Raw genomic sequence first — 18,682 nt, 5'->3', positions numbered from 1 at the left:
CCAATGACGAAGGATCGCCATGAACACTCCACTCCGTTTCACCCTGGTACTACTGGGTTTGGCCAATCTTCCGGCCCTGGCCTTGGAGCAATCCCAGGAACACGCCTTGCGACAGGCGCAGGCCACCAACCTGAATTGCCAACCCCCCAGCACCGCGCCGGCGGCCAACGCCAGCCAGGATCTGTTCGATCAATACAGCTGGCAGTTGTTCATCGCCATGAACTGGCCCGCCCAGGCGGGCCAACGCGGTGATCCCGACTGCAGCAAACAGCCGGGGGACCCCGGCTACACGGTCTGGCAGACCTACAAGACCGTGGAAGAAACCTTCCTGCCACTGGGGGCCGATCCAGGGCCCTGGAACACCCCACAGCTTGCCAAGAGCCTGGGCATCATCAACATCGCCGCCCTGAAGAACAGTTCCCAGGTGAATGCCGTCGACCAGGCCGTCGGCGGCTGGCTGATCGACCAGGCCGGCAATCCGACCTACTACGACATCTCGGCCAACGAGACCTCCTACAACTACATCGTCGCCAACCAGTTCTATAACGCCGATGTGGTTTCCAGAGCCAACAACATCAACTTTCCCTATGGGGTCATCGAGGTCAAATCGAGTTGGCGCATCCTCACCACGAATGACAACGCCAGCCGCTACCTGACCATGCTCGCGCGCGTGGCCACGTTCGACGACCAAGGCCAGCGCACCGGCGTCACCGAGGCCTACCTGGGGCTGGTGGGCCTGCACGTCATCACCAAGGTGAACGGCTATCCGCAGTGGATCTGGTCGACCTTCGAGCAGATCGACAACGTTGCGCCCAAAGCACTGGTGAACGGTGTCTGGGTCGACCAGCCGGCAGCCGGCACGGCCTATTCCTACTTCAACCCCAGCGCGCCGGCAGCCACCCTCAACCAGTCGCCCTGCGATTGGCAGACCCAGGGCGCACACCTGGTCTGCGTGCCCAAACCCGGTACCACGTTCCAGACCCCGAACCCGTTGAATCGGTTCACGCCGATCGCCGAGATCACCAACGAGGTCAACGCCCGTTACCGCAGCGACCCGGACCTGCAACGCAGCGTGTTGAAGTACTACCAACTCATCACCACCCAGCGCCCGCTGATGCCGGACAACCCCAGCAACCCGCTGGGCCAACCGACCCCCGCCCTTTCGGCCAACGTGACCATGGAAAGCTACATCCAGCCCAACAGCAGTTGCATGAACTGCCACTCCATGGCGACACCGGTCAAGAGTCCCTACAAATCCGACTACTCCTACCTGTTCAAATTCGCCAATTCACCTGTCGGCAAAACCATCAAGGACGAGGAATAACTCATGAGCATCCTGAACGGACCACGGCTGAATTTCTGGGGCGGCATCCGCACCGACGTCAGCCTGCCGAACAACTCCCCGACCATTCCCTACGATGGCAACGATGACTGGCCACTCTTCGACCTGACCACCTCGACCCTGGCACCGGGCGCCGAGACCTACTCCGACGACCAGTTGAACAACATGATCAATGCCCCCACCGGCGACTACTACACCGCCGGTGGCTGGAATCACTACGGGCAGCATGTCGTCGATATGCAGAACGCCCTGATCAGCTCCCAGGGCATCCCCGGCAGCATCAACACCACCGGCGACCTGGTGGGCCAGGCCGTCTATTTGCTCGGTTCGGTGGACCCGGTGACCGGCCAGGGGCCCGTTTCCGGCCCGATGATGGTGGACCTGGACCCCACCGCCTCGACGACCACCCAAATCTTCGTCGGCGGCCTGCAAATCGGTGGCAACGACAACATCCAATTGCTGATCCGCAGCAACACCGTGTGCAGCAGCTTCGACGTGGCGGGACGTGTGCTGCTGCCGAAAAAAATGGACGCGCCGGGCTCTTTCCACGCCAGCGGCACCTTTCAACTGACCTTTCCCTTGAGCAGCATTGTCAGTTGGAACCAGAACAGCAGCGGCCTGCGCTCGATCATCCAGGCACCGGGGGCGACGGGCATCGTCCTGCGTTTCGTCATGTTCGAAATGTGCCCGACGATGACCACCGAACAACTGGACGCCGACTACGCCGCCGGCAAGTACACGCCCAACCCGAGCATCGGCCGGGTCATCGGCACACTGGCCCCGGCCTTCGCCGACGAGCCGCTGAACTGCCAGCCTGGCCGGCAACTGGTCAACCAGAGTACGGGCAATGCCGGCTATGCCGACCTGGACAACACCGGTTACCTGAGCATCGACATGGTGAACGTCATTCCGAAGGAAACCTTCCGGGCCGTCAGGGACGACATCACCAGCCCGATCGGCCCCAACGCCGATTACGGGACCGTGACCATCAGCGCCGGCTCCACCACCCTGACGACCCTGGAGCCGACCAGCCGCTTTTTATTCGACTACTACGTGTATGGCGGCATCGTCGACCTGCCCCTGACCGCCGACCAGCTACAGGCAGTACGCACCTCTGCCTTGGCGATCAACGCACCGGGCAAGGTCGCCGGAACCACGTTGCAAGCCACTGAGTCGACCTATCGGATCTATGCCGACCAGCGCAACGTCTACTTGGAGGACTACCCCAACGGTCTGTCGATCACCTTGCAGGTCAGGTACCTGGGTGGGGCGGTCCCCAGCCCCACCGAAATCGGCCTGAAGGCAATCCCGGCAGCGGATCCTCCCACGTACAAAGAACCGCAGTACTGGGACTTCCTCGACTACCCTGACTCGTTGACGGTCAGCGCCGGCCAGCTTTCAGCCAGCTTCCCCGTCACCGTCAAACCGGGCAGCGCCGCCCAGGCCGGCTTCGTCGCCCTGACCTGCACGGCCAACGGCCTCGACAGCAGCGCTTACTTCACCAACTTTCGCAAGTACGCCCAGACCGACTTCGGCATTCCCCAGGGCACCACGATCACCTGGCCGCTGATGTACCCCAACGTGCTGCGCTTTCACTACCTGGCGTTCCCCGCCATGTCACGCTATATCCCGTTGAATCAGCCCGACGCCATCATGGGCGCCAAGAACCCTATCCTCGCCCGCACCTCGGACGCCTACAAAGGCACCACGTTGTTCATGCCGGTGGTGCGCTCGATGTCGCCCTGCCAACGGGCGTTGCTGCGGGCCTATCTCACCGGTGAACCGTGGCAGCCGCCGCAATGACCGTATCCCCCTGCTCATTCACGGAGAGAGCCTATGCCCGTTCCCCTTCAGATCCCCGCACACCCCGGGGAAAGCCTGCGCCCCAGCACCTTTGTCGCCGAGGACCTGCTGAACCCTCGCGGCCTCTGCCTGCAAGCCGACGGCAGCCTGCTGCTCACCGAAGCAGGCTCGGGATTGCCCGACCAACCCTTCAGCGGCCGTATCAGTCGACTGCGACCGGATCCGCAGCGGCCCGGCGCCTACCTGCCCCGCGAAACCCTGGCGCAAGGGTTTCGCGCCATGAACATGCAGGCGCGCATGCTGCGTGATGAAATCATGGGGGTATCGGACATCGCCTGCGGTGACGGACGCTGCCTGGTCAGCCAGACCGATTACGTCGCCGGTTCCAAACTGCTGGACCTGCAATTCACACCGCCCGAACCGGTCTTTCATAGCCGTGGCAACCTGAATGCGCTGTGCTACCACCCGACCCGCGGCAGTTGGCTGGCCGTCAAGCCCGATACCAATCAGTTGGTGGAGTTCGTCACAGGCCAGGAAGAGCGCGTGCTGGTCCAACTGCCCGAACTGGATCAAGGCCAGGAAGCCGTTCCCGTGACCCTGGTGTACGAACCGGCGACAGACGCCGTGCTGATCAGCCTGTTCTCGGGCGAACTGCACGGCGACCCGAGCCGCAAGGGCATCGACTTTGCCGAGAAGGCGGGCCAGGTGATCCGGGTCTGGCCCGCCAGTGCCAGGATCGACATCCTGATTCGCGGCCTGCAACTGCCCACCGGGCTGGCGCTGCGTCCCAACGGCCAGGTGCTGGTGCTGGAACTCTGCGAGTGCCTGCAACAACCGCTACCCCCCGACTGGAACGGCGAACCCCTGCATGGCGGCTTTACCCGGTTCAGTGGGCGGCTGCTGAGCTGCGACTTGCAAACAGCCCAGGTCACCGTACTCGCCCGCGACCTCGATACCCCATCCAACCTGTGCCTGTTACCCGACGCGGTACTGGTCAGCGAAGGCATGGGGCTGGTCGGGCGGCCACTGCCTACGTCAGATGAAGGCGTGGCACCGTTAAGTGGCAGACTTCGTCGGGTGCAACTCTGAACAAACGCTCGAGGCCGCAGGCAAAAAAACGGCGCTTACCCTTCATGGGGTAGGCGCCGTTTTTCTTGACTCAGCCAGCGGTGACCGTCATGCCACCGTCCGCCATGACCACCGAACCAACGATAAAGCTGGCACGGTCCGACGCCAGGAAGGCAACCACCTCGGCAATTTCTTCCGGCTGTGCGGCTCGACCGATAGGCGCGGCTTCGCCGTGCTGGGCAAGGAACGCCGGGCCGTCCTCGACCACGTCATTGAGGATGTTGGTGACCACATCGCCAACCCCGACGGCATTGACGCGAATACCATGCTCGATGGCTTCCAGCGCCAGGGTCCGCGTCAGTTGCGCCAGGGCGCCCTTGGAGGCGGTGTAGGCAGCAATGGTCGGGAAGGCAAAATAGGACGCGTAGGAGGCAATGTTGACGATGGCCCCCGACTTGTTGGGCATCATCGCCTTGACCGCTTCACGTGAATGCAGGAAGGCCGCGGTGGCGTTGACTGCCTGGATGCGCTCCCAGTCCTGGCGCGTCATGTCGATCACCAGTTTATTGATGATGATCCCGGCGTTGTTGACCAGGATGTCCAACCGACCGAACTGCTCGACCGCCAGGCCAACGGCGCGCTCGGCAGCGCCATCCTCGGTGATGTCGGCCTCCAGCGGTACCAGCCCGGGACGGGCCAACTCATGGACGGCGGGGTTGATGTCTTCCGCGACCACCTTGGCGCCGCGGGCATGCAGCAACAACGCGATGGCCTTGCCGATGCCACTGGCGGCGCCAGTGACCAGTGCAACCTTGCCTTCGACTTCGTGGGGAATGCTGTGTTGGATATCGGTCATGATCGCTCTCCTGCGTGAGCGGGCAGGCGAGACATTCGCCAGCCCGGCGCCCGTGGGCGCTGTCGTTATCGACGGCTTCACTTTCTCGCAACGGCGAATGCCGGGCTTTCGCAGGCTTGCTGGGACTGTCGGGGTTTTGCGCGAATCTGCCTCGCCGCCTCCCTGCCGTTGCCGGTGGCATAGGCCGAAACTCCCACCCCGCCTGGGAGTATCAGCCGATACGCAATCACTCCAGGCTTCCCCATAGTTGCGCTCATAAGGTCAACGGTCAGGCCTCGATGACCGCATGCTCTGGAGAAAGTCATGACTATTCGCGAGCAAGACTCAGCGCTGCTGAGCGATCCGGCCTCGCTATTCACTGCAACCGCCAGCACCGGCCTGGGGGTCGTGGCAACCGGCGTCAACGTAACGCTGGATGAAACCGCCAATTTGCAGAACGGCACCGCCACGCCGAGCCCTGCGACAGACGCGGATGACAACGACATTCTGGCGACAGCCCTCCCCGTGACCTTCGCCAATCGCCTGACCGCCCTTGGCACAGGGACCGCGACGGGAACAGCCTTGAGCGGCTATACCGGCGCCGTGGGCGACACCGGCAGCGATGCGTTCACGATCAATGCCGCGCCTGGCGCAAGCATTACCAATATCAGCTTCGTCGACAGCACCGGTGTGCCGCTCGACGGTGTGGACAGCGGCCTGGATACGCTCAATGGCACCAGTATCCTTCTGTACACGGACACCAACGACAATATCGTCCTCGGCCGGGCCGGCGGGCCTGCCGGAGCAATCGTCTTCGCCGCGTACATAGAAGAAACCGCCACCGGCGGCAAGATCTGGACCGTGCTCTACGAACCGCTCCAGCAACCCGTCAATACCAACCCCGACGATGCCGTCAACCTGCTGGACAAAGTCTTCGTCGGCGCGAGCCAGGACCTGGAGTTCAGCCTCGCCAACGCGCCCTCCGGCCAGAACCTTTTCCTGATGTTCACCACGGCGAACCCGACGACGGAGCTGGTCGACGGTGTCCTGCGGATCACCGAACCCACCATCATCGCCACCGGCAAAAACCCGGCCGACCAATCCAGCGGCGCCAATATCACCACGGGTGACACGATCAACACCAGCCAGGCCGGTGGGCCGACGACTTTCGGTACCAATAACCAGATGATCGTGGAACAGGAAGGCATCCGTTTCACCTTCGTCACCGGTGCCAGGCAGGATGTGACCATTCCCAACCTGGACCAGACCGAAGCGGACGTGGAATCCAACATCGACTTTACCGACGTCTTCAATACGAAGATGGCCAACTTCGATGTCGTGCAGTTGCAGGCCGGCAAGACCGCCGTGGTAAAAATCAGCGCGTTCAGCACCGCGGCTGAATCCGGGGTGAGTTTCATCAACGGCTATGCCGGTGACACCTCGGTTGCGATCAGCAATGTCCGGGTCATCAACATCAGCACCGGGGCGGTCATCGAGAACTCCGACGGCTCCGCCAATGATGCGGGCATCGTCATCAGCTTCGCCTCCGGCGTCGCCACCATTACCGGCGTCAAGGCCGGTTACCAGATCGAATACACCACCACGGCAGATCACAACCGCGTGCTCATCGAGAACGGCGCGGCCCTCGACGCCAAGGGCACCAACCACGCCGACTTTGACATCGGCGGCTTCACCCTGGTCCAGGCGTCCGTTGCCAAGACCGAGATCGGCTCCCAGATGATCTTCGAAGACGACGGGCCGAGCATCAGCACCACCGGCACCGAGCCAACCCTGACGGTAGACGAGACGCTACTGGGCACCAACGCCACGCAGAACTTCGCCGCCAATTTCGTCTCCGCCTACGGCGCCGACGGTGCTGGTACGCAGACTTACGCTCTCGGCGTGGTGGCCGGCGCCTCCGGGCTGACTGACACGGCCACGGGTGAAGTGGTCAACCTGTCACTCAATGGCACAACGGTAGAAGGTCGCACGGCCACCACCAATCTCCTGGTGTTCACCGTCAGCGTGGCGGCCAATGGCGATGTCACGCTTGATCAGATCCGCGCCGTGGTACACCCCGACACCACCAACCCCGACGACGCCAAGAGCCTGACCTCGGACGATCTGGTCACGCTCACCGCGACCAAGACCGACAGGGACGGTGACAGCGTCCAGGCGACACTCAACATCGGCCAGAACCTGGTGTTCGAAGATGACGGACCGAGTATCAGCACCACCGGCATAGAGCCAGCCCTGACCGTGGACGAAACGCTACTGGGCACCAACGCCACGCAGAACTTCGCCGCCAACTTCACCTCCGCCTATGGCGCCGACGGTGCCGGCACGCTGACCTACGCCCTCGGCGTGGTGGCCGGCGCTTCCGGGCTCACCGACACCGCCACGGGCGAAGTGGTCAACCTGTCACTCAACGGCGCGGTCGTGGAGGGTCGCACCGCCACCACCAACCTGCTGGTGTTCACCGTCAGCGTGGCCACCAATGGCGATGTCACCCTCGACCAGATCCGGGCCGTGGTGCACCCCGACACCACCAACCCTGACGACGCCAAGAGCCTGACCACGGACAACCTGGTCACGCTGACCGCGACCATGATCGACAAGGACGGTGACAGCGCCCAGGCGGTACTTAACATCGGGCAGAACCTGGTGTTCGAGGATGACGGGCCGAGCATCAGCACTACCGGCGCCGAGCCAACGCTGACGGTGGACGAGACGGTATTGGCGACCAACGCCATGCAAAACTTCGCCGCCAACTTCGTCTCCGCCTACGGCGCCGATGATGCCGGCACGCTGACCTACAGCCTCGGCGTGGTGGGCGGCGCGTCCGGGCTCATCGACACAGCCACCGGCGAGGCCGTCAACCTCTCGTCCAACGGCACAACGGTAGAAGGTCGCACGGCCACCACCAATCTGCTGGTGTTCACCGTCAGCGTCGCCACCAATGGCGATGTCACCCTCGACCAGATCCGGGCGCTGGTACATCCCGACGCTACCAATCCCGATGATGCCAAGAGCCTGGCGGACAACCTGATCACGCTGATCGCGACCAAGACCGACAAGGACGGCGACAGCCTCCAGGCGACGCTCAACATCGGCCAGAACCTGGTGTTCGAGGATGACGGCCCTGCCGTCGCGTTCGGCAACCTGATCGGTACCGGCAGCGTCCTGGCGCAATATGGATTCTGGGATAAATCGGTCGGAGCCGATGGGCTGGGTGCGACCGGCCTGGATATCTCGTTGGTCAATGGCCAGTTCACCCTGGTCAGGCCCGACGACACGACCACGACCGGGACCGGCACGCTCGTCGAGCAGGCACCCTCGCCGGACGTCAATGGCGCGTACCATTTCGCCGGGACGTTGACCGGTGACTTCGACAACAACGCCACCACCGCCGATACCAGCGTCGACTACACGCTGACCGCCTATGCCAATGGCAGCTATGCCCTGGACCTGGTGCAAGGCTTCAGTTCGACCATCGTGCGCAGCAGTGCCGACGGTTCCCTCGATGCCGGCGGCCCTGATCCGGTGCGTACCTTGTTGATCCCTGAGACCAACAATCCGGCCATCCCTTCGGCGTCCGAAGAAATCGTGTTCTTCTCCGCGAAGGCACTCGCCTCAACCACGGATATCCTCGCCGGCATCGGACTCGGCGCCCCCGACCCTACCGAGGCCACGCTGCAAACCACGCCCCTGCCTTCCTACATCGATCCGACAGCCATGAACGTCAGCACGTCCGGTATCGGGGTCGGCAACAACCTGCTGCAAGGGGACAACCTGGTGGCAATCGGCGCTGCCGACGAAAGCTTCGTCATCAACCCGGAGAGCCTGGTAACAGGCATGAAAATCTTCATCGACAACTCGGTGGCAGGCTACAACACCGCGACTGAAGACCTGTACTTCCGGATCTACTACGAAGACGGCACGTTCTCCAACCTCACCGAGGTCAACACCCTGACGCCCGAGGCTGGGGGCCAAGTGTCCTTCGAGGTCGAACGCGAGGGCACGGCGATGATCGATGCCGTCCAGCTCACGATGGGCCGAGGCGCAATCAAGATTCCGGTCATCCAGTTCATCCAGGAAACCGAGAACCTGGCCAGCGATGTGCAACTGTCGTTCAACGCAACGCTGACGGACAAGGACGGCGATACCGCGACCAGTGCGTTCGACGCCAACCTGTTCGCCAACAACACAGCCGATGCGCTGTTCGACTACACGTTGGTGGGCACGGGCGGCGAGCGAGACGCCTTCAACGTCGACCTGACATTCACCGAGAACCAGTACCAGGTCACGGGCTTTGATGTGAGCCAAAACCTGCGGGACACCCTGGTGCTCAATGGCGATCAGAGCGCCGTTGTCCAATCGATCGATAACGCTGGCGCAGACAGCATCGTGACGGTCGCCGAGTCTGGCGGGCAAATAACAACCATTACGTTGGTGGGCGTCGATCTGCTGGGTAGCGACGTGTTTTTTGGCAATGCCTGAAGCATCGCGTGCGTGAAAGATGCGGGGATGGCCTGGAAACCATCCTCGCATCGCTTTTTATGCCTTCCCTGATCACGACGAAATCCAGCTCACCCTCATTGGTTTCTGGGTTGGATGCGAACTCCATGTTCACCGCCATTTTCCTGTGGGAGCGAGCTTGCTCGCGATAGCGGTGGATCAGTTGGCATCACCGCTGGATTTGCCGCCGTCATCGCGAGCAAGCTTTGCTCCCACAGGTGGTCCACGACATGGGTGTTAACCCCCCCCTTTAACGGCAGGCATCGAGTCTTACAGACAAATACGCAGTAACAAGGAGCGTTAGTCCTGAGGCTACGTCGCCTTGCGCCTTTGCCTACAACTAAGCCAGAATCCGCCCGCTTGTGCGCTTTGGGGTCGGACTCTATCGTTACCTGGTCGCTGACGAATCAGCGGTCGGGTTTAGCGACCCGAACCATAGGCACATCAGCAACCATGCTTCATTGCGGGATCTAACCGCAATTGCGTCATGGCGGCTGTATGTAGGAGACCTTCGGGTCTACCGGGTGCCTATGTCCGGTTCGCTAACCTGCGTGCAGTCGCCACCATTCTGTTTAGCGACAGGTCTTGGCGGCTCCCTCCCCATAGGAGCATCACTATGTTCAAAGCCACACCCAATCCACCGGAATCAGACCCCACCTCTTCCTACTCCAGCCTCGATCCGGAAAAATTCCACGAAGCCACCGAGCGGGCGCTCGATTATTACTTGAAGCCGGAACAGGCCAAACCCAAGAAAGACCGGCCAGCGGCTCAGCTCTTCACTGTCGTCGATGACATCGACACTGAAAGCCTGCTCGCCAACCTCAGCGAAAACCTGGCCTCGGCCAACGCCATGATCAGCGACTTGGCGTTCGACCTCGAGGGTTCTCGCCGGCATGTTGCGATGGGTATCCTGCAAGTGATTGAGGTGAGTGAGCTGCTGGCGAATCGGGCGCTGGATATCGCCGATCAACGTTAACAACTCGCCCCAAACCGAAAGGGCTGGCTGGCACTTGTAGACGCCTCGACTACAAGGCCGCCAGCTCGCCCCATGCAGACTGACCCGCCGCTATCGCGAGCAAGCTCGCTCCCACACCGGATCTTCAGAGGGCAAAAAACTTGTGTTCGGCACAAATCCCTCTGTGGGAGCGAGCTTGCTCGCGATAGCGGTGGGTCAGCTTGCATCGATGGTGCATGTGCCGCCGTCATCGCGAGCAAGCTTTGCTCCCACAGATCTGACGGGTGTACGACCAGAAGAACCAGGTCGGCTACTAGGCCGCCTCGCGGTGGACGTTGATCTCGGCGCCCCGTTAACCACGCTGGCTGAACGGAGGCGTTGTGGAGTGGGCATCCCGGCATGGATGCCGGGATAGCCGCGCTGGGCCATGGATGGCCCTTCGCGGCGGGCCCACGGAGCAATGCCTACGTTCGGGCATGCCGAGCCTAGGCGAGGCACCGAGTGGTGGGGCAAGAGCGTTTTGCTTACTTTTGCGCTTTTCAAAAGTGAGCCGCCGTCAGGGCGGAACCCTAAGCAGCCATTACCGCAGCAATGGATATGTACTCAATCAACAAAATCCTAGCCAGTTCCAACAAGGTCAATCCAACTCCACCCAAGTAGACTCCGGCGGCTCTTCACTGTTGGTAAGCCCATGCTTGAGCGCATACATCAACAGGTCGATGCGGTTAATAAGATCAAGCTTCTGATAGATGTTACTGAGGTGATTGTGCACCGTGTGCTCGCTGATCCCCAGGCGCCCAGCGATGCTGATGTATTTGGCAGACGGATCCCCCACGATGGCACGAATCAGTTCCTTCTCGCGCAACGTCAACCGAGCCTGTTTCGCCTGCTCCAGATTGCACTGGGTGGTTGTGTGACCGATGGCAGCATAGCCGGAAAGCCCACCGGCCCAGGCCCTGTCCAGCCCAATATCGCGATGATGCACCTTGACGATGGCCTGGATGATCGACTCCGTCGGGTCTTCGGCCAACACGATACCGCGTGCGCCCGCCTCTATCGCCTGGGCAACAGGAACAGCCTCATACAACCCCTTGAGCACAAGGACTTTCATCTGCGTGCTGCGGGTCAGCCCCGCGACAACTTCCAGCGGGTTCAGCGCATCGGGAAAGAAACTGAAAAAAATCACGTTGGGCCGCAACTGATCGGCAAGGTCCAGCGCATGGGTATAGGTCGAAGCCTGGCCGCTCACTTCCATCTGCGGCTTCCTAGCATTGATCAAGTCATGAAGCCCCCGAAGGACAAGGGGACGACAATCGACCAGCATCACGCGGATTGGTGCTCTATGATCCGGTCTCATATCGCTAACCCCCTCGCAAGGCAAACCAGGATGTCCACTGGATGTTCTGGTGGGGGTAGCGTGCATTTCAAGAAGCCGGGAGAAACCATCGAGACAACCTGAATAGGAATAATTATCAACAGCTTACACATGATAATGTGCCCCTTTCGAGCTCGTAGGCTGAGTCTAGGCCAGCCCGGCGCGCCGCTGGCGGCCCATCAGCCAGCCGTCGGCCGAGGCTTGCCACCGCCCCGTCTGCCCAACCTTTCCGAAAGGTGAAAAAACACTCGCTAAATCAGCTCGTTAAGCCAAGAGCGAAAAATTGGCAGTCCGTATGAGGCCGAGAGAAAATCGTCAATTAATCGATGAGCGGCATACACTTACAGCGCCTAATAAATATGAAATCAATATATCGTCAAGAATCTGCTCCGAATCAGCCAACGGAATGTCCCATGGACCTATCCCGATCAGCGAAAGTCCTGGCCAACGCTGCCGGAACTTAACCAGCTATTTACATTCTCGATACCCTCGGCCGGTGGTTTCCCCGCCCAGCGGTTCAGGATCAGCACGTTGCTGAGAAAGTCGTATTGGGTTTTAAGCAGGTCACGTCGAGCGCGGTATTCATTGCGTACGCTGGCCAGGACATCGACAGAATTGACCATCCCGTAGCTCAACGCTTTCTCTGCAGCCACCCTGGATAACTGTGCCGACTCCAGCGCCAGCCGGTTCGCGCCGATTTTTTCGCCATTGGAATTGGCGGTCAGGTAGGCGTTGGTGATCTCCTTGACCACCCGGCGCCGGGTTGCTTCGAACTGCTGCTCGGCGACCACTTGATCCTGGTAGAGCCCACGGACCCGCGCCGAGGTCGAGCCGCCGCTGTACAGCGGTACCTGGACACCTATCCCGGCGACGTAACTGTCGGTGCGGGGGGCCAGGGAGTTGTTGTAGCCCTCATTGGTCTGTTGCGCACTCAGGTTCAGGCTCAGGGTCGGATAGTGCCCACCCTTGCCGCTGCGCAATGCCGCGCCCGCCGCTTCGACGGCGCTCTCGTTGGCCTTGAGCGCCGGGTTGAATGCCATGCCATCGCGAACCCAGGTCTCGAGACTGTGTGCCGAGACGTGCAGCTCAAGGTCGTCACGAATCCGGTTGAGTCGTTCCTTGACCGGACGCCCGACGATCTCAGCCAGCGCCTCACGGCTGAGGCTGGCCTGGTTACGGGCATCCAGCTCCTGGGCCGAGAGCAGGTCTACCCGGGCCTTGAGATCGAGCTGATCGGTGATCAATGCCAACTGTTTTTCATACAACGCATTGATCCGGTCCAGACTCTTCTGGGTGGTTCGACGCTCCGCCCGCACCAACTGCAGTTCATCCTCGGCCGCCAGCGCAGTGAAGTAACGCAGGGCCAATTCCACCGAGGCTTCGGCCTGGGTTTCCAAGGCCTGGGATTCGGACTGCCGGGCCAGACTCTTGAACTTCTGATAGTTCTCCCACGCAGCCTTGTTGTAGAGGTACTGACGCAGTACCAGGCCATAGCTTTCGCTGTCGAAACTGCGCTGCACCAGATCGCTTTCCTGGTGAATCCGGTTCGACCCAGCGTTGAACGACAACTGCGGCAAGAGCGCGCCCATGGCCTCGCGCTGATGCTCCTTACCCGCCTGCGCTTGCGCATAGGACGCCAGTATCTGCGGGTCCTCCAGCCGAGCCTCGCGATACAACTGCATGAGGTCGGTGGAGAACGTCGAGGCGTTGATTCCAGGGGGCGCTGCAGCCTCGGTCTGCGCCAGGGCGGCACCCGCTGCGAGCATCAAGACACTGCCGAGCAAAGCTGTCGACGCGACCATGGTCATTCCTCGATCATCGATTGAGAAAGCGCATTGCGAGCCGGTTGCATCAGATACTGCAGCAGCGTGCGTTGCCCGGTGATAATCAAAACGTCCGCCGGCATGCCCGGCAACAATTTGCGCTCACCCAAAGTCCGTGCCCCCGCGTCGGTCACCCGCACCCGCGCCAGGTAATAGGCCGTCCCGGTCTTTTCGTTGGTCATCCGGTCTGCAGACACGCTGCTGACCTGGCCTTCGATCACGGGCGTAGTGTCGCTATTGAATGCGCCGAAACGGATATCGGCACGCTTGCCGATGGCGATGCGATCGATGTCCACCGGCGCCACCTGGGCCTCGATGATCAGGTCGGACACCGAGGGCACGATATCGAGCAATGGCGTCGCCGGGCGCACGATCCCGCCAATGGTGTGCACCGTCATGTCGATCACCATGCCCGCGTCGGGCGCCCGGATGACGACACGAGCGAGCCGGTCTTCCAGCGCCGAGGTTTTCTCCTGCAAGTCGTAGATCCGGGTCTGGACCTCGGCCAGTTGCTTGGCGACGTCAGCATTGAAGTCCTTGTCGACTTGCAGGATCTGCAGTTGTGTTTCGTTGATCTGCAGGCGTGTCCGGTCAATGGCGGAGCGGTGATCGGCAACCTCTGAACGCAGCAGTCCCAACTTGCGCTCCTGTTCGAGCAGGCGCTGCTTGTCAACGAACCCTTGCTTGAGGAGGTCGGCCAACTCACCGATTTCACCGCTGTAGGATTTCTCCAGATGGACTTTGGAACCGACCATCGATTCCAGTCCCTTGATCTGCTGGCGGAACTGGCCAACACGCTCGCGCAGCACCGCGATCTGGCCCAACCGCGAACCTTGTCGAGCGCTGAATACCCGGGTCTCGCCCTGGCGCGCCTCCACGCCCCGCACACTGTCGGGCTCGGCAATGTCGCCAAAACCGATCGCTGGCAAACTGTCGCGCTCGGCCACAAGCCTCGCCTCCATGGCCCTGGCCGCAATCAGTTGGCCTCGAGCCATCTCGTATTCAGAGCGAAGTTGGGCGTCATCCAGAATGATCAGCGGATCATCACGCTTGACGATGTCGCCATCATGGGCAAGCAGCGCTTTGACGATGCCGCCTTCAAGGTGCTGGACGGTTTTCCGATAAGCCTGCACGGTGACCACGCCTGGGGCATAAGCGGCACCGTCGAGGGGGGCGACGGCCGCCCAGGTGCCGAACAGGCCGAAGATCACCGCTATGATGACAACGCCCAGGCGACGAATTTTGCGATCGGATGTCGGCAGGTCGGCGAAGCTCTCAATTTGACGAATGGGCACCATAGGGTTCATCAGGATCACCCTTGCCGGCAACGACCGAAGCCGTGCCGGTGCTTGCGGGCACGGCTGGCGTCTGTGCCTGCTGTCGCTGCGCGTTAAGTTCGGCCAGGACATGCTCGCGTGGCCCGTAGAGACTGATAACCCCAGCGTTCATCACCATGAGCCGGTCAAGCTGCGACACGATGTTGGTCCGATGGGTAATGACAAACAGCGTCGCGCCGGTCTGCCTCAACTGCTGGATCGCTGCCGCGAGGGCCCGGTCACCGACGTCGTCAAGATTGGAATTGGGCTCGTCGAGAACGATCAAGCGTGGGCTGCCATACAGGGCCCGGGCCAGTCCGATGCGCTGGCGCTGCCCTGCCGAAAGCATGAAGCCCTCGCCGCCTATGACGGTGTCGTAGCCATCGGGCAACTGCAGGATCATCTCGTGAACCCCAGCGGTTCTGGCCGCCTGGATCACCTTCACCGAATCGACCTCGGCGAAGCGAGCAATGTTTTCACCGATGGTGCCTTCGAACAATTCAATGTCCTGGGGTAAGTAACCGATATAAGGCCCAAGCTCGTGCTTGTCCCAAGCGCTGATGTCGGCGCCATCAAGCCGAACCACCCCGTGCTGCGCGGCCCAGACGCCCAGCAACGCCCTGGCCAATGTCGACTTTCCCGCCGCGCTGGGACCGATGATGCCCACCATGCAGCCGGCAGGTGCGCTGAAGCTGATGTTCTTGAGGATCGGAGTCCTGGAACCGGGGGCCGCGACAATCAGGTTCTCGACCTGCACATGCCCTTGGGGCGCCGGCAAAGACATGCGCTCGGGTTGCGCTTGCTGCTTATCGAGGATGTCGTTCAAACGGTTGTATTGAGAGCGAGCGGCGATAAACCCCTTCCAGCTACCAATGATCAGGTCGATGGGCGCCAGCGCACGTCCCAGCAGTATGGACCCGGCGAACACCAGGCCGGCCCCGACCTGATTGTCCACGGCCAGATAGGCCCCTAAACCCAGCACCAGCGATTGCACCAGGATGCGGAAGGTGCGCGACAGCGTGCTGATGATCGCCCCGCTGTCACTCGCCGCCGATTGCAGCAACAGCACGTTGCGTTGCCGCCGGCCCCAACGATCCATCAGGGTTTCCAGCATGCCCATGGACTCGATGACTTCGGCGTTGCGCAGGTTCTTGGTGGTGTAGAGCGTCGCGCCGATGTGCTCTTTGTTGGCCTGGGCCAGCGCCGGTCCCGTGAGTCGTTCGTTAACGAAGGCGAGCGCGAGCAACAACAGCGCGCTGGCCGTCGCCACCCAACCAAACCAGGGATGGAACAGGAACATCACGGCGATATAGATCGGCAGCCAGGGCGCGTCGAAAAATGCGAACAAGCCGTTGCCGGAGAGAAACTGCCGCAAGCCCGTCAAGTCATTGAGCGATTGCGCCGAAGCGTCCATACCGCCGCTTTCCAAGGCCCGCTTGAAGCTGGCCCGGTAGACCTGGCGACTGAGCAGCACATCCAGCCGGGTACTGACCCGAACCATGACGCGCGAACGGATCCACTCCAGCGAGCCGAGGGTCACCAGCAATGCGGTCGTGATCAGCGTCAGCATGGTCAGGGTCGTGAGACTTCCGCTGGTGATCACTCGCCCATAGACCTGGAGCATGTAGAACGTGGGGACGAGCATCAGCGCATTAATGAAAAAGCTGAAAAAACCGACAGAAATGAAGCTGTCCCGGCAGGCTTTCAGTGCTTTTTTCAAGCTGTTTTCAGGCGCGCTTCGCATCGAAACCCCCTGCTCGGGTGACCCTCCTCTGGAGCTTAGATCATGCCGGACAACGGCGTGTAGCAATTGGCCAGATTGTTTGTGGGGGCATATCCAACACCGCCGATTGATACGACTTCAGATTGGCGAGACGGCTGGGCCCGGCCGTACAAAACACTGTTCCGTAACGGGTCGCCCCCATTGCTGTCCCTCTTGCTCCAGCTCCAACCTGAAACCAAACGCTTCATACAACTTGCGAGCAGCGTCGAGCCCCTGAAACGTCCAGAGGCTCGTTGAACTGAAGCCCCACTCGTCACAGAACTTCATCGCTTCAGCCAACAGACGCCTGCCAGCACCCTTGCCTCGCGCCGAATCATCCAGAATGAAGCAACGCAGCACCGCACTGGCGCCCTCGCCTTCGCCGTCGATGGCGATCGAACCGACCACTCGTTCGCCATCCAGGGCTACCCAGACCTCGTTGCGCGGGTTGTGCAGACGCCCCATCAGCTCGGCCATGTCCGATGCAACCAGGCTTTCAAACGGCTGGCCGAAGTTTGAATGCCTTGCGTAATAGTCCGCATGCATTTGCACAATGCGGCCGATGACGCCAGGACGGTAGCCACGCGCAATCGCCAACTGCGTCGGCGCAGGCGGCTCTGTACCGAGTCGATGAGCGTGCAGTGCGACAGCATAGCTGGCAAGCCCCTCACTCACGGTCTGACATTGCTCGCTGGATAAATGCGACATGGCCGCGACAACCTGTTGCGTGGCGAAAGCATCAATGGCTCGAAGAGTGTTTTGCCCCTGCACGGTGAGTCGCAATCTCTTGGCGCGTGCATCCTGTTCATGGGCAATTTCTTCGATCTCGCCGGCCTCGATGAGCTTGCGAACCATCCGGCTTACGCTGGATTTTTCCAGGCCGAGCAACTCGACAAGCTCGCCTGCGGTCAGGGACTCACGGTTGCCGAGCTCCACGATTGTGTGCACCGACGACGGCGGATAATCCGTGGCAGCCAGCGTGCTGTGCATGAACCCCAGCTCGCGCACCATGAGACGCGACGCCGAACGGATGTTCTCAATCAGATCTGGTGGGCAATGGTTCACGGCGGACCTCGGACAAAATGAGTGATTAGTTGTACCGCACAACTAAATACTCATCAATGCACTCAGTCAAGCTTCCCGGCCCAATTCCAGGATAACTTCAAGACCTTCCAGACCTATGGCATTGCCGCCCTGCTTTACATGTTGCAGGCATGCGCGCTGGTGGGGGGAATTGCGATTGGCTGAGCGCCAGTTGCTGGCCTATCAGCGATAACGTTCGGGGCTTACAGAGGCTCTGCGGTCTGGATGAGCGAGTTCAACACCAGCTTGATTTCAACAGCCGGGTCTTTATGCCCTTGCAATATCAGGCCTTCCGCCAGGGCGGTGAAGGTCTTGGCAAGCGCGGCGTAGGCCAGGGGCGGCCTCTTGCCGGCATGATTGAATATGATAGTAATCAACTTGCCCAAGGCCTCGCTGTTTTCCTCGTGCAAGTCGTAGTAATGCGGCGAGAACTCTTCATCGCGCAGGGCGATCAATTGCAACTCGGCATCGAGGATCGCACAGCGGGTATTGTTCTTCAGCGTATCGATATAGGCATTCAAGCCGTGGCTCAACTGCTCCGCCGAGTATCCCGACGCCAGGGTCGTACTCAATCGGTCGATCTCAACTCGCTTGAAGCGTTGAGTCAATTGCAGCAGCAAGTCCGATTTACTTGAAAAATTTGAAAAAAAGGCGCCTTTGGAAAAGCCGGCCTCCTCGGCAATAACGTTGACGCTGGCGGCATGAAAGCCTTTTCGGATCATCAGCTCAGTGGCTGTGTCGAACAATCTGTCTCTTGTTACTTGCTGGCTCTCTTCTCGACCTAGTCTCTTTTTAATCACGC

12 protein-coding genes are annotated in these 18,682 nt (G+C 60.9%); 5 read left to right on the top strand and 7 right to left on the bottom strand.

What is annotated here, in order from left to right; genetic code table 11:
• Positions 1 to 19: 19 nt before the first annotated feature.
• From Q7F16_RS01520 to Q7F16_RS01510, 3 genes are read left to right on the top strand one after another with little or no spacing between them, the layout of a single operon-like run.
• The gene (locus tag Q7F16_RS01520; RefSeq protein ID WP_046062198.1) at positions 20 to 1,324 is read left to right on the top strand and encodes a hypothetical protein; all 1,305 of its coding nucleotides are present in this window, start codon (positions 20 to 22) and stop codon (positions 1,322 to 1,324) included.
• Between the two features lie 3 nt (positions 1,325 to 1,327).
• Positions 1,328 to 3,145, top strand: coding sequence for a hypothetical protein (locus Q7F16_RS01515; protein WP_046062197.1), 1,818 nt, complete (start codon positions 1,328 to 1,330; stop codon positions 3,143 to 3,145).
• 33 nt (positions 3,146 to 3,178) lie between these two features.
• A complete protein-coding gene (locus tag Q7F16_RS01510; RefSeq protein WP_046062196.1) occupies positions 3,179 to 4,234 on the top strand; it encodes a hypothetical protein in 1,056 nt (351 codons plus the stop codon).
• A 70-nt stretch (positions 4,235 to 4,304) separates the two neighbouring features.
• Here Q7F16_RS01510 and Q7F16_RS01505 read toward each other — a convergent pair whose 3' ends face one another.
• Complete coding sequence (locus Q7F16_RS01505) at positions 4,305 to 5,069, bottom strand: SDR family NAD(P)-dependent oxidoreductase (protein ID WP_046062195.1); 765 nt, start codon at positions 5,067 to 5,069, stop codon at positions 4,305 to 4,307.
• A gap of 303 nt (positions 5,070 to 5,372) precedes the next feature.
• Here Q7F16_RS01505 and Q7F16_RS01500 point away from each other — a divergent pair, with 303 nt between their 5' ends.
• Complete coding sequence (locus Q7F16_RS01500; RefSeq protein ID WP_046062194.1) at positions 5,373 to 9,548, top strand: DUF5801 repeats-in-toxin domain-containing protein; 4,176 nt, start codon at positions 5,373 to 5,375, stop codon at positions 9,546 to 9,548.
• A gap of 634 nt (positions 9,549 to 10,182) precedes the next feature.
• Positions 10,183 to 10,542, top strand: a complete 360-nt coding sequence (locus Q7F16_RS01495) for a DUF6124 family protein (protein ID WP_046062193.1) — start codon at positions 10,183 to 10,185, stop codon at positions 10,540 to 10,542.
• A 616-nt stretch (positions 10,543 to 11,158) separates the two neighbouring features.
• Here the strand turns inward: Q7F16_RS01495 and Q7F16_RS01490 are convergent.
• The 6 genes from Q7F16_RS01490 to Q7F16_RS01465 all read right to left on the bottom strand — a co-directional run bounded on the left by Q7F16_RS01490 (position 11,159) and on the right by Q7F16_RS01465 (position 18,680).
• Complete coding sequence (locus Q7F16_RS01490) at positions 11,159 to 11,845, bottom strand: response regulator transcription factor (protein ID WP_152667500.1); 687 nt, start codon at positions 11,843 to 11,845, stop codon at positions 11,159 to 11,161.
• A gap of 479 nt (positions 11,846 to 12,324) precedes the next feature.
• On the bottom strand, positions 12,325 to 13,698 hold the full coding sequence (locus Q7F16_RS01485; RefSeq protein WP_046062191.1) for a TolC family outer membrane protein: 1,374 nt from the start codon (positions 13,696 to 13,698) through the stop codon (positions 12,325 to 12,327).
• Between the two features lie 2 nt (positions 13,699 to 13,700).
• Complete coding sequence (locus Q7F16_RS01480) at positions 13,701 to 15,026, bottom strand: HlyD family type I secretion periplasmic adaptor subunit (protein ID WP_186652227.1); 1,326 nt, start codon at positions 15,024 to 15,026, stop codon at positions 13,701 to 13,703.
• On the bottom strand, positions 14,995 to 16,779 hold the full coding sequence (locus tag Q7F16_RS01475; RefSeq protein ID WP_046062190.1) for a type I secretion system permease/ATPase: 1,785 nt from the start codon (positions 16,777 to 16,779) through the stop codon (positions 14,995 to 14,997). Before Q7F16_RS01475 ends, Q7F16_RS01480 begins: the two co-directional genes overlap by 32 nt.
• Before the next feature lie 117 nt (positions 16,780 to 16,896).
• Positions 16,897 to 17,808, bottom strand: coding sequence for a bifunctional helix-turn-helix transcriptional regulator/GNAT family N-acetyltransferase (locus tag Q7F16_RS01470; RefSeq protein WP_046062189.1), 912 nt, complete (start codon positions 17,806 to 17,808; stop codon positions 16,897 to 16,899).
• Positions 17,809 to 18,083: 275 nt separating this feature from the next.
• Positions 18,084 to 18,680: a TetR/AcrR family transcriptional regulator gene (locus Q7F16_RS01465; RefSeq protein ID WP_046062188.1), complete on the bottom strand. Its 597-nt coding sequence runs from the start codon at positions 18,678 to 18,680 to the stop codon at positions 18,084 to 18,086.
• Positions 18,681 to 18,682: the final 2 nt, after the last annotated feature.

Source organism: Pseudomonas sp. Lb2C2 (genome assembly GCF_052112205.1).
Lineage (GTDB): Bacteria > Pseudomonadota > Gammaproteobacteria > Pseudomonadales > Pseudomonadaceae > Aquipseudomonas > Aquipseudomonas kilonensis.
Note: the sequence above shows the minus strand (reverse complement) of the source record. Positions and strands in the feature narration are given on the sequence as shown.

Coding starts and splice junctions, on each gene's coding strand:
- Q7F16_RS01505 (WP_046062195.1), bottom strand. CDS start 5,069: ATGACCGATATCCAACACAGCATTCCCCACGAAGTCGAAGGCAAGGTT.
- Q7F16_RS01475 (WP_046062190.1), bottom strand. CDS start 16,779: ATGCGAAGCGCGCCTGAAAACAGCTTGAAAAAAGCACTGAAAGCCTGC.
- Q7F16_RS01470 (WP_046062189.1), bottom strand. CDS start 17,808: ATGGTGCGCGAGCTGGGGTTCATGCACAGCACGCTGGCTGCCACGGAT.
- Q7F16_RS01490 (WP_152667500.1), bottom strand. CDS start 11,845: ATGCTGGTCGATTGTCGTCCCCTTGTCCTTCGGGGGCTTCATGACTTG.
- Q7F16_RS01510 (WP_046062196.1), top strand. CDS start 3,179: ATGCCCGTTCCCCTTCAGATCCCCGCACACCCCGGGGAAAGCCTGCGC.
- Q7F16_RS01495 (WP_046062193.1), top strand. CDS start 10,183: ATGTTCAAAGCCACACCCAATCCACCGGAATCAGACCCCACCTCTTCC.
- Q7F16_RS01480 (WP_186652227.1), bottom strand. CDS start 15,026: ATGAACCCTATGGTGCCCATTCGTCAAATTGAGAGCTTCGCCGACCTG.
- Q7F16_RS01485 (WP_046062191.1), bottom strand. CDS start 13,698: ATGGTCGCGTCGACAGCTTTGCTCGGCAGTGTCTTGATGCTCGCAGCG.
- Q7F16_RS01520 (WP_046062198.1), top strand. CDS start 20: ATGAACACTCCACTCCGTTTCACCCTGGTACTACTGGGTTTGGCCAAT.
- Q7F16_RS01515 (WP_046062197.1), top strand. CDS start 1,328: ATGAGCATCCTGAACGGACCACGGCTGAATTTCTGGGGCGGCATCCGC.
- Q7F16_RS01500 (WP_046062194.1), top strand. CDS start 5,373: ATGACTATTCGCGAGCAAGACTCAGCGCTGCTGAGCGATCCGGCCTCG.